Source organism: Mycobacterium sp. TH-M82, from assembly GCF_057473605.1.
In genome coordinates this window covers 1-8,936 of the sequence record NZ_JBYCKY010000229.1, presented here as the reverse complement: position 1 = coordinate 8,936, position 8,936 = coordinate 1, and the positions used below count along the sequence as shown (strand labels likewise).

9 protein-coding genes and 1 pseudogene are annotated in these 8,936 nt (G+C 68.5%); 2 read left to right on the top strand and 8 right to left on the bottom strand.

Annotation, left to right across the window (positions count from 1 at the left end; genetic code table 11):
• From AC2VON_RS06820 to AC2VON_RS06810, 3 genes are all read right to left on the bottom strand, one after another.
• Positions 1 to 2,339, bottom strand: a 2,339-nt coding sequence (locus tag AC2VON_RS06820) for a sensor histidine kinase (protein ID WP_486952261.1), incomplete at its 3' end; no start/stop codon positions are given.
• A 327-nt stretch (positions 2,340 to 2,666) separates the two neighbouring features.
• Positions 2,667 to 3,089: a PIN domain-containing protein gene (locus AC2VON_RS06815; protein ID WP_486952259.1), complete on the bottom strand. Its 423-nt coding sequence runs from the start codon at positions 3,087 to 3,089 to the stop codon at positions 2,667 to 2,669.
• Positions 3,086 to 3,313 (bottom strand): ribbon-helix-helix domain-containing protein, encoded by a 228-nt coding sequence (locus AC2VON_RS06810; RefSeq protein WP_486952258.1) that lies wholly within the window; start codon positions 3,311 to 3,313, stop codon positions 3,086 to 3,088. Before AC2VON_RS06810 ends, AC2VON_RS06815 begins: the two co-directional genes overlap by 4 nt.
• Before the next feature lie 85 nt (positions 3,314 to 3,398).
• Between AC2VON_RS06810 and AC2VON_RS06805 the strand changes: the two genes are divergently transcribed.
• Positions 3,399 to 3,851, top strand: a complete 453-nt coding sequence (locus AC2VON_RS06805; RefSeq protein WP_486952260.1) for a tRNA (cytidine(34)-2'-O)-methyltransferase — start codon at positions 3,399 to 3,401, stop codon at positions 3,849 to 3,851.
• A 446-nt stretch (positions 3,852 to 4,297) separates the two neighbouring features.
• On the opposite strand, the gene AC2VON_RS06800 is transcribed toward AC2VON_RS06805, so the two are convergent.
• The 3 genes from AC2VON_RS06800 to AC2VON_RS06790 all read right to left on the bottom strand — a co-directional run bounded on the left by AC2VON_RS06800 (position 4,298) and on the right by AC2VON_RS06790 (position 6,030).
• Positions 4,298 to 4,525, bottom strand: a complete 228-nt coding sequence (locus AC2VON_RS06800) for a hypothetical protein (protein WP_486952257.1) — start codon at positions 4,523 to 4,525, stop codon at positions 4,298 to 4,300.
• Positions 4,522 to 4,677: a hypothetical protein gene (locus AC2VON_RS06795; RefSeq protein ID WP_486952256.1), complete on the bottom strand. Its 156-nt coding sequence runs from the start codon at positions 4,675 to 4,677 to the stop codon at positions 4,522 to 4,524. The genes AC2VON_RS06800 and AC2VON_RS06795 overlap by 4 nt, the downstream gene beginning before the upstream one ends.
• A gap of 192 nt (positions 4,678 to 4,869) precedes the next feature.
• Positions 4,870 to 6,030: a CaiB/BaiF CoA transferase family protein gene (locus tag AC2VON_RS06790; protein WP_486952255.1), complete on the bottom strand. Its 1,161-nt coding sequence runs from the start codon at positions 6,028 to 6,030 to the stop codon at positions 4,870 to 4,872.
• A gap of 92 nt (positions 6,031 to 6,122) precedes the next feature.
• Here AC2VON_RS06790 and AC2VON_RS06785 point away from each other — a divergent pair.
• Positions 6,123 to 6,508, top strand: a pseudogene (locus AC2VON_RS06785) (SDR family NAD(P)-dependent oxidoreductase); the annotation flags it as partial.
• Between the two features lie 5 nt (positions 6,509 to 6,513).
• Here the strand turns inward: AC2VON_RS06785 and AC2VON_RS06780 are convergent.
• Both AC2VON_RS06780 and AC2VON_RS06775 read right to left on the bottom strand, forming a co-directional pair.
• The gene (locus AC2VON_RS06780) at positions 6,514 to 7,161 is read right to left on the bottom strand and encodes a nitroreductase family protein (RefSeq protein WP_486952254.1); all 648 of its coding nucleotides are present in this window, start codon (positions 7,159 to 7,161) and stop codon (positions 6,514 to 6,516) included.
• 84 nt (positions 7,162 to 7,245) lie between these two features.
• Positions 7,246 to 8,936, bottom strand: a 1,691-nt coding sequence (locus AC2VON_RS06775; protein ID WP_486952253.1) for a helix-hairpin-helix domain-containing protein, incomplete at its 5' end; no start/stop codon positions are given.

Genomic DNA, 8,936 nt, shown 5'->3' with positions numbered 1-8,936 from the left:
ACCGACTTCCAGTCCAGGTCGGCGCTGCGGCCCAACTCGTGCGGGTCGACCAGCCACTCCGACATCATCCGTTGGTAGATCACGTCCTCGACGTGGGCCCCGGCGGGCGGAACCGGTGGTGCCGACGCGATCAGCGGGGCCGGCCCGGCCGGCGGTGCCGGCGCGGCTTCGGCGGGCGAGCGCCCGGCACCGTCGACTGCCGGTGGTTCGGCGGGCGCTCCGGTGATACCACTGGATCCCGGGCTGCGCCGCGGCAGCAGCGAGATCGCGGGCTCGCCCGCCCGGGAGCCGTTGCCCCGTGCGGCTCCCGCACCGCCGGCCTGTTCGTCGACAACCTGCGTGGGCGCCGGCGCCGGCACCCGGCGCGGCGCCGGCTCGCTGCCTTCGCTGCCTCCCATGCCTCCCATGCCACCCATGCCACCCGTGCCACCGACCAGCAGGCTCGGCGGCAGGTACACCCTGGCGGTGATGCCCCGCCCCGCGGGCGACGTCGGCCACAGCCACACCCGCATCCGGTGCCGGTGCGCCAGTCGGCCCACCACGAAAAGGCCCATGTGCCGTGCGTTTTCGGGGGTGACCTCACCGCCGGCGCTCAGCCGCATGTTGGCGATACGAAGGTCGGTGTCGGTCATTCCCAACCCGGAGTCGACGATCTCGACCAGCACCCCGCCGTCGGCGGCGGATTCGGCGGAAACCTGGACCGGCGCCGTAGCCGGCGAATAGCGCAGCGCATTATCGATCAGCTCCGCGAACAGGTGGATGGCGTCGCCGGTGGCAGCGCCGACCACCATGACGTCGGGCACCATCGCGGTCTCCACCCGGCGATAACCCTCCACCTCGGAGGTTGCCGCGCTGATCGCCGTCGCCAACGGCACCGATCGGCCCTTCTCGTGCGAGATCTGTGCGCCGGCCAGCACCAGCAGGTTGGCGCCGTTGCGGCGCATCCGGGCGGCGAGGTGATCCAGCCGGAACAGGCTGTCCAGGCGATCCGGGTCGTCCTCGTCACGCTCCAACCGGTCGATGAGCGACAACTGCTGGTCGACCAGGGAGCGGTTGCGCCGCGACATGGTCTCGAACATGTCGTTGACCAGCAGCCGCAACCTCGCTTCGTCACCGGCCAGCAGCAGTGCCTGGGCGTGCAGCTCGTCGACTGCGTGCGCGACCTGGCCGACCTCTTCTGTGGTGTGCACCGGCAGCGGCGCCGGGTCCCGCTCCGAACCAGCCGAGCCGGCCCGCACCTGGGCGATCTCGCTCTCCAGGTCGGCGTGGGCGACCTGCAGGGCGCCGTCCCGCAGGGTGCGCAGTGGCCGCACCAGCGATCGGGCTACCAGCCACACCGCCACCAGCGCCAGCCCGATCGCGGCCAGCACCAAGACGATGTCGCCGATCGCGGCGTTGCGCCGGGCGGCGGCCTGGCCCTCCACCGACTGGATCACCGACCCGCTGGTGTGCTCGATCACCCGCGCGGCGATCGCGTCGGTGCTGCGTATCGAGTCGGCCAGCACCGGGTTGTCGGGCAGCACACTGGTCGGGTCGGACATCACCGCCATCCGGGTCACCAGCTGCTGCTGCAGCTTCTTGGCGTCCGGCGAGTCGACGCCGAGCACCTGGTTCATCCCCAACAACGTCGACGGCTCGGTGCCGGCCACAGTAATCATCGCGGTGCGCAGGTCTGGCTCGGGGAGCTCGCCGCCCCGGTTGACCAGCAGTTGCTGCATCATCATCTGGCCGCGTGCGCCGACCGCCCGGCTCAAGCCTTCGGTCTGCGCCCGAATCCGTTCATTGTCCAGACGCACCGACCCGTTGATCGCGTCCTGGGCGGTCATCAGGATCGGCACGTAGCCGGTCACCCGGTCTCGCAACCCGATGCTGTTCGCCAACACCGCGTCCAGCAGGCCCTGGCCGCGGTCCAGCAAAGTGGTGACTCCGGACCGCACGTCGGTCGCCACGTCGGTGTCCGCCAACCGCGACTGCAGTTCGTATTTGCGGTTCTCGTAGCCCCTGTTCGCGCCCTGAGCGTCACCCCCGGAGGAGGCGGCCACCAGCGCGTTGCCCAGCGCCGACATGTAGTCGGTGATCGCCGGGACCATCGCCGCGCGGTCGGCGGCCAGCCGCAACCGGCCGGCTTCGGTCAGTGCGCCCGAGATCCGCAGTCCGCCGAAGGCGATCGCCAGCGCCATCGGAAGCAGCGCGATCGCCAGCACCTTGACGCGGACCGGCCAATTGCGCACCGCCCACCTCGGCAGCTTGGCCGCCTGGCGGGGCGGTGCGTCCGGCCCGGTGCGGCTGCCCTTGGGAGCCGGTGCCACGCCGTCCACCCCGTCCGGGTGGGAGAACAGGGTCACCGGTCCGCGGCCGCGGTACCGACCGTCCAGGTGGGTTTCACTGTCGGCGCCTCGTTGATTGGCGTTCATGGGCGTTCGTTTGGGCTTCCTGCACACCGCCGCCGGTTACGGGTCAGTGATGCTCCACAAGCCGTGGTTGGCCCGTGCTATGGCGATGGCAACCCGACAAGTATGACAGCCCGCAGCCGCGGTCACCACACTTCTTACTGAACAGACAGAGTTTGCGGGGTCCCACCGGACCCTGAAATGGGCGTGCGAGCAAATTGTTTACGCCATCGGGGACGTCCTCGGCGGTTTCGCGCCTGCATGGGTCCGCGGGCCTCACGCATCCGCGGGCAGCACGGTAAATGTGCCGCCGTTGAGCGGGCGCAGAACCCTGAAGTGCCGCTCGTCGAACGTCAGCACCCTGCGGGTGCCCGCCTTGGCGGCAGCGATCACGGTGCTCAGATCGGCCAATCCGACGTCGAGAGATGCATAGCGTCGTTCCAAGTCTGCGATCACCCGGTAGTCGGTCGGCTCCAGGCATGCGGTGTGGAACCGCTCGGCCGCGAGATCAGTGAAGAAGGCAAGCCGTGCGTCCCGCCCGATACGCTTGCCCAGTAGGTAGTCGATTTCGGCGGTGACCGGCGCAGCGATGATCAACTCCCCCGGCTCATCCCGTAGGAGCGCCTCGATCGCCCCCTGGGCTCTGTCACGCCGATCCGCGACTGCCACCAGCGGTGCGGCATCGAGGACCATCGTCATGCGCCGAAGCCGTCGAGTAACTCGCCCTTCGAATAGTCAGCGACCGAATTACCCGGGCCCTCGCCGCTGCCCACCACAGCGAAGTTTCGATCGCCGCGTCCCGACGGTTCGTAGGTTCTGATCGCGCGCCGGATCACCTCGGCCCGCGAAGTGTTCTCTCGCTCGGCGAGTGTCGCGAGCCGCGCCACTTCGTCCGCGCTGAGGTAGACACTCGTTTTCTGCATCCATGTAGGGTATCACGTAGGGCATATGGCGGCTTGGGTGTAAGCCATCGACGACGTTTCGAAGGGCTGTGCTGTGTTCAACGTGATGTTCTGCTCGCCACGGATCGCACCCAATACCGGCAACGCCATCCGGATGGTGGCGGCCACCGGCGCGCAGCTGCATCTGGTCGAGCCGCTGGGCTTCGACCTGTCCGAACCCAAGCTGCGGCGCGCCGGGCTGGACTATCACGACCTGGCGTCGGTCACGGTGCACCCGTCGCTGCAGGCGGCGTGGGAAGCGCTGGGTCCGGCCCGGGTGTTCGCCTTCACCGCGCAGGCGAGCACATCGTTTGCCGACGTGCGCTACCAGGCCGGTGACGTGTTGCTGTTCGGGCCCGAACCCGCCGGACTGGAGGCGGAGGTGCTGGCCGATGAGCACGTCAGCGCGCAGCTGCGCATCCCGATGCTGGCCGGCCGGCGGTCACTGAACCTGTCCAACGCGGCCGCGGTCGCCGTCTACGAGGCGTGGCGTCAGCACGGGTTCGCCGGGGCGGTATAAATCGGTCTAAATCCAACGCAGTGCAACTACCGTACAACCGGCTAGACATTCGACGAGCACGACCACGGGAGGCCGAATGCCGGTGACTGACGCCGAACGGGCCGTCCGTCTGCTTCGAGCGTGGCCCCGGCCGATGATCTGACTGGGGGCCCGCAAGGTGACGCGGTTGGTGCGGTGCCGTCCTCGATCCGAGCGTTCGCCCCACCGCTGTGCGGGCTGATCAGGTCAAGGTGGCGCCGGCGCGGGCGATCAGCGCGATCGAATGTGAGGGCCCAGCCGGTTTGATTGGCCGAGTCGACTTGTCAGCGTTGATCGCCCGCGAGTTCAGGCGACCGATTCCATCCGCAGATGGGGCCACGGTGTCAGGGGCTCCGCTCTCACACTGCGCGTTCAGAATCCTCCGCCCCGCCGGGTGCCGAGCTCACCTGCCTGCGGCCGTCGCACGTCTATTCAGCGGGTGGTTCGGGCCGGCTGTGGCGGGCGACGCGCCGCAGGCTCAGCGGAAGCAGGACCAGCACGGCGGCCGGCAGCACCCACCAGGTCGGGACACCCGTGGTACGGCTCAGGGCGTACGTCAGCGCCAGCGCAGCCACGGCCCCGACCGCGACGCGCCAGTCGTCGCCGACGACGAAGTCGTACCAGAAGCCGACGAACGCCGAGATGCGCCGCGTCACGACAGGGCGCGCTGCGGGCTGGACGTGGACGACGTCGGCCGGGCGGCGGTTCGGCGCAGGACGGCGACCAGCGCGAGGGCGATCCCCGCAACGGTGACCACCAGCACCGCTGCCACGGCCGCCACCGCGGCCAAGGGGTCCGGTAAAGTCACCCATATCGGTTTCCGTTGGGCTGCAAACAAACAACTCCGTGATCGAGCACCTCGATGATCCGATCCGGGTCCGGAACCAGCAACACGCACCTCCGTTCGAGTTCCCGACGTGGCAAGACCGCGCCGCACCCGCTCGAGATCAGCGCGCCGGTGGTCGAGGCGTCCGGGTTCGTGCACACCGTGGTCCGCCACTCAGCGCTGACGTAACTCGGCCAGGATCTCCTCGGTGTGCTCACCGAGCCCCGGGGCAGCCGATCGTGGGGCCCACGGGGTGCCGTGGAAGTCCGCCGGGGTGGCCACCATCGGCATCGACCCGCCGTCGTCGGGCACGTCGACGAGCCCGCCCGCGGCGTAGAACTGCTCGTCACCGAGCACATCCGCCATCGAATTCACCGGCGACCAGAACAGATCGGGCTCGGTACCGAAGATCTTCGCCCACTCTTCCAACGGCTTGGTCGCAAAGATCCCGTCGAGCATCCCGATGAGCTCACTGGCATTGGCCGCACGGTCGCGGGCGGTGGCAAACCGGCTGTCGCCCAACCACTCCGGCCGGTCCACCGCCAGACACAAGGCCGGCCAGTGCCGGTCGGCCTCCAGCCCGACGATCCAGAACCGGCGATCGTCGCCGGCCAGGTAGTTGTTCATGCAGGGGTTGCCCATCGACTCGCGCTGACCGATGGCGATCGGCCGACCGGTCAGCAGGAACGTGTTGAGGTCGAAGCTCACGGTGTAGGTGCCCTGCCGGTACAGCGAGGTGGTCACCAGCTGGCCCTGACCGGAGTGAGCGCGGGCGACCAGGGCGGCGTTGATCGCGGCGACCAGCGTCATGCCGGTAACGTGGTCGCCCATGCCGCCGCGCTGGAACGGCGGGGTGTCGCCGGGGCGCGTCAGCAGGCCGGCGACCCCGGAGCGGGCCCAGAACGCGGCGACATCGTAGGCCGGGCGGTTGGCCTCGGGCCCCGTCTCGCCATACCCGGTGATGAGTCCGTACACCAGTCGGGGATTGAGTTCGGCCACCGCGCCGTAATCGAGACCCAGCCGGTGCAGCGCATCGGGTCGCACGTTGGTGATGAGAACATCTGCGGTGGAGAGCAATTGGCGTGCTGTCGCCAGTCCGCCGTCGGTGGTCAGGTCCAGCACGATGCTGCGTTTGGATCGGTTGTCCATCTGGAACGGCGGGTTGTCGTCGTCACCGAGGCCCAGCATCCGGCCGAACAACCGCGCGGGGTCACCCGTGGGCGGTTCGATCTTGACCACGTCGGCACCCCAGTCGGCCATGATGCCCCCGGCCGCCGGGCCGGCGACCCACACGCCGAGCTCGACGACCTTGATGCCCTCCAGCGGTCCGGCCATGTCGCCCCTTTCGCATCGCGTCCAGAACGGCGAATGGCCGCAACCGCGGAGAATACTATTCTCCAATGCCCACCCGAGGAAGGGTTGCTGACATGGGATACGCCGACGACCTCTTCGATCTGACCGATCGGGTGGTTCTGATCACCGGCGGCAGCCGTGGGCTGGGCCGCGAGATGGCCTTCGCCGCGGCACGCTGCGGCATGCTGCGGCGCGGACGTGGTCGTCGCCAGTCGCAAGTACGACGTCTGCGTCGCCACCGCCAAGCAGATCGAAGGCCAAACCGGCTGCGCCGCAATGCCCTACGGTGTCCACGTGGGCCGGTGGGACGAGCTCGACGGATTGGTCGACGCGGTGTACGACCGCTTCGGCAAGCTCGACGTACTGGTCAACAACGCCGGCATGTCGCCGACCTACAGCAAGCTCAGCGACGTCACCGAGAAGTTGTTCGACACGGTGATGAACCTCAACCCAAAGGGGTATAAATCACCAACTGTCCCAGTGGGTGAGCTGCTCGGCGGGCAGCCGCTTGGCCGGCTTGAAGTCGGTGCCCTTGGTGTAGGCGACCGGAAACAGCCCGCCCTGGCTGTACTTGTCGTGTGGGATGCCGAGCACCTCGGCGGCCTGCTTCTCGCCGTCTTCGAGCAGGTGCAGGGTGGTCCAGCAGGAACCCAGCCCGCGGGAGCGCAGCGCCAGGCAGAAACTCCACGCCGCCGGGAACAGCGACGCCCAAAACGACGCGCTCATGCCCAACGGCGCCTGCTCCACCCGGCCCTCCAGACACGGAATCATCAGCACCGGAACCTCCTGCATGTTCTCCGCGAGATACCGCGCCGAGTCGGTGACCGGTTGCATGCGCTCACCCCGGACGTCGCCGTCGGCATACTCGGGCTTGGGCAGGTCCAGGTACGGCAGCGCGTTGGCGCGGTAGATGTCGGCGATCGCCTGTTTTTTCACCGGATCGGTGACGAACATCCACTGCCAGCCCTGCGCGTTGGAGCCGGTGGGCGCCTGCAGCGCCAGCTGCAGGCACTCCATCAGCACCTCGCGCGGTACCGGCTTATCCAGGTCGAGTCGTTTGCGTACCGATCGGGTCGTGGTCAGGACTTCATCGACAGAAAGGTTGAGGGTCATGGCTGGGAGTTTAATCGTTGGCGCCGAGTGTGAAGCTGTTGCGAAAAATCGGCGCAGATCTCGCAACAGCTTCACGCTCGGCGACTAGCGGAAGTCGCGCGAGCGGGATCTGGCCGCCAGGGTGATCGAGCCCAGCCGCTCGGCCACCACGGTGACCGCCCCGCTGGCGTTCTGGAGCTGCCCGCGAACCAGCAGCGCTGCGGCGGTCTGTGCCAGCTTGCGGTGCCGCACCCACACTCCCGGCGTGCACAGCACGTTGACCATTCCGGTCTCGTCTTCGAGGTTGACAAACGTCACCCCGCGCGCGGTCGCGGGCCGCTGCCGATGGGTCACCGCCCCGGCGACCAGCACCCGGGTGCCGTCGGGCACGCTCAGCAGCTGCTCGGCGGGGATCACCCCGAGTGCGTCGAGGTCAGCGCGGACGAACTGGGTCGGGAAACTGTCGCAGGAGACGCCGGTGGCCCACACGTCTGCGGCGGCCAATTCGATCTCACTCATTCCGGGCAGCGCCGGGATGTGCGACCCGCCGATGCAGGGGGCGCCGACTCCGGGCAGGTGGCCGAGACCCTGGGTGGCGGCCGCCCCGGCCGCCCACAGCGCCTCCCGCCGCGACATCGCAAAGCAGGAAAAAGCGCCGGCGGTGGCCAGCGCTTCGGCCTGCGGCACCGAAAGCTGTACCCGGGAAGTCAGATCCGCCAGCGAGACGAACGGCCCGCCGGCGTTTCGTTCCCCGACCAGCTTCTCGGCGAGTTCGTCTCCGATATGACGGACACTGCCCAGTCCCAGCCTGACCGCCGTTCCCGCGTGCTCCAACGTTGCGTGTGTCAGGCTGGCGTTGACATCCGGGCCGTGCACCACCACGTGATGCCGGCGGGCGTCGGCCACCAGCGACTGCGGCGAGTAGAAGCCCATCGGCTGGGCTCGCAGCAGGGCGGCGCAGAACGCCGCCGGATGGTGCAGCTTGAACCACGCCGAGTAGAACACCAGCGACGCGAAGCTCAATGCGTGGCTCTCCGGAAACCCGTAATTGGCAAAGGCTTCCAGCTTTTCATAGATCCGGTCGGCCACCTCGCCGGTGATGCCGTGCAGCTCACGCATGCCGCCGTAGAACCGGGCCCGCAGCCGTTGCATCCGCTCGGTAGATCGCTTGGATCCCATGGCGCGGCGCAGCTGGTCGGCCTCTTCTGCCGAGAAACCCGCGCAGTCCACCGCCAGCTGCATCAGCTGTTCCTGAAACAGCGGTACCCCTAACGTTTTCCGCAGCGCGCGAGCCATCGACGGATGCTCGTAGGTCACCGGGTCGACGCCGTTGCGGCGGCGGATGTAGGGATGCACCGACCCGCCCTGAATCGGCCCGGGGCGGATCAGCGCCACCTGCACCACCAGGTCGTAGAACTCGCGAGGCCGCAGCCGCGGCAGGGTGGCCATCTGGGCACGCGACTCCACCTGGAACACGCCGACGGAGTCGGCGCGTGCCAACATCTCGTACACCGCCGGCTCGGACAGGTCGATACGGGCCAGGTCCACCTCGATGCCCCGGTGCCGGGCCACCAGGTCCTGCGCGTAGTGCAGCGCCGAGAGCATACCCAGCCCGAGCAGGTCGAACTTCACCAAACCGATTGCCGCACAGTCGTCTTTGTCCCATTGCAGCACACTGCGGCCGGGCATCCGGGCCCACTCCACCGGACACACGTCGGCGATCGGGCGGTCGCAGATCACCATGCCGCCGGAGTGGATACCCAGATGCCTGGGCAGGTTGGCGATCTGGGTGGCCA

What these genes read in the sequence shown, in the direction of transcription:
- AC2VON_RS06815 (WP_486952259.1), bottom strand. Translation starts at nt 3,089, where the DNA reads ATGACGATGGTCCTCGATGCCGCACCGCTGGTGGCAGTCGCGGATCGG.
- AC2VON_RS06780 (WP_486952254.1), bottom strand. Translation starts at nt 7,161, where the DNA reads ATGACCCTCAACCTTTCTGTCGATGAAGTCCTGACCACGACCCGATCG.
- AC2VON_RS06790 (WP_486952255.1), bottom strand. Translation starts at nt 6,030, where the DNA reads ATGGCCGGACCGCTGGAGGGCATCAAGGTCGTCGAGCTCGGCGTGTGG.
- AC2VON_RS06810 (WP_486952258.1), bottom strand. Translation starts at nt 3,313, where the DNA reads ATGCAGAAAACGAGTGTCTACCTCAGCGCGGACGAAGTGGCGCGGCTC.
- AC2VON_RS06805 (WP_486952260.1), top strand. Translation starts at nt 3,399, where the DNA reads ATGTTCTGCTCGCCACGGATCGCACCCAATACCGGCAACGCCATCCGG.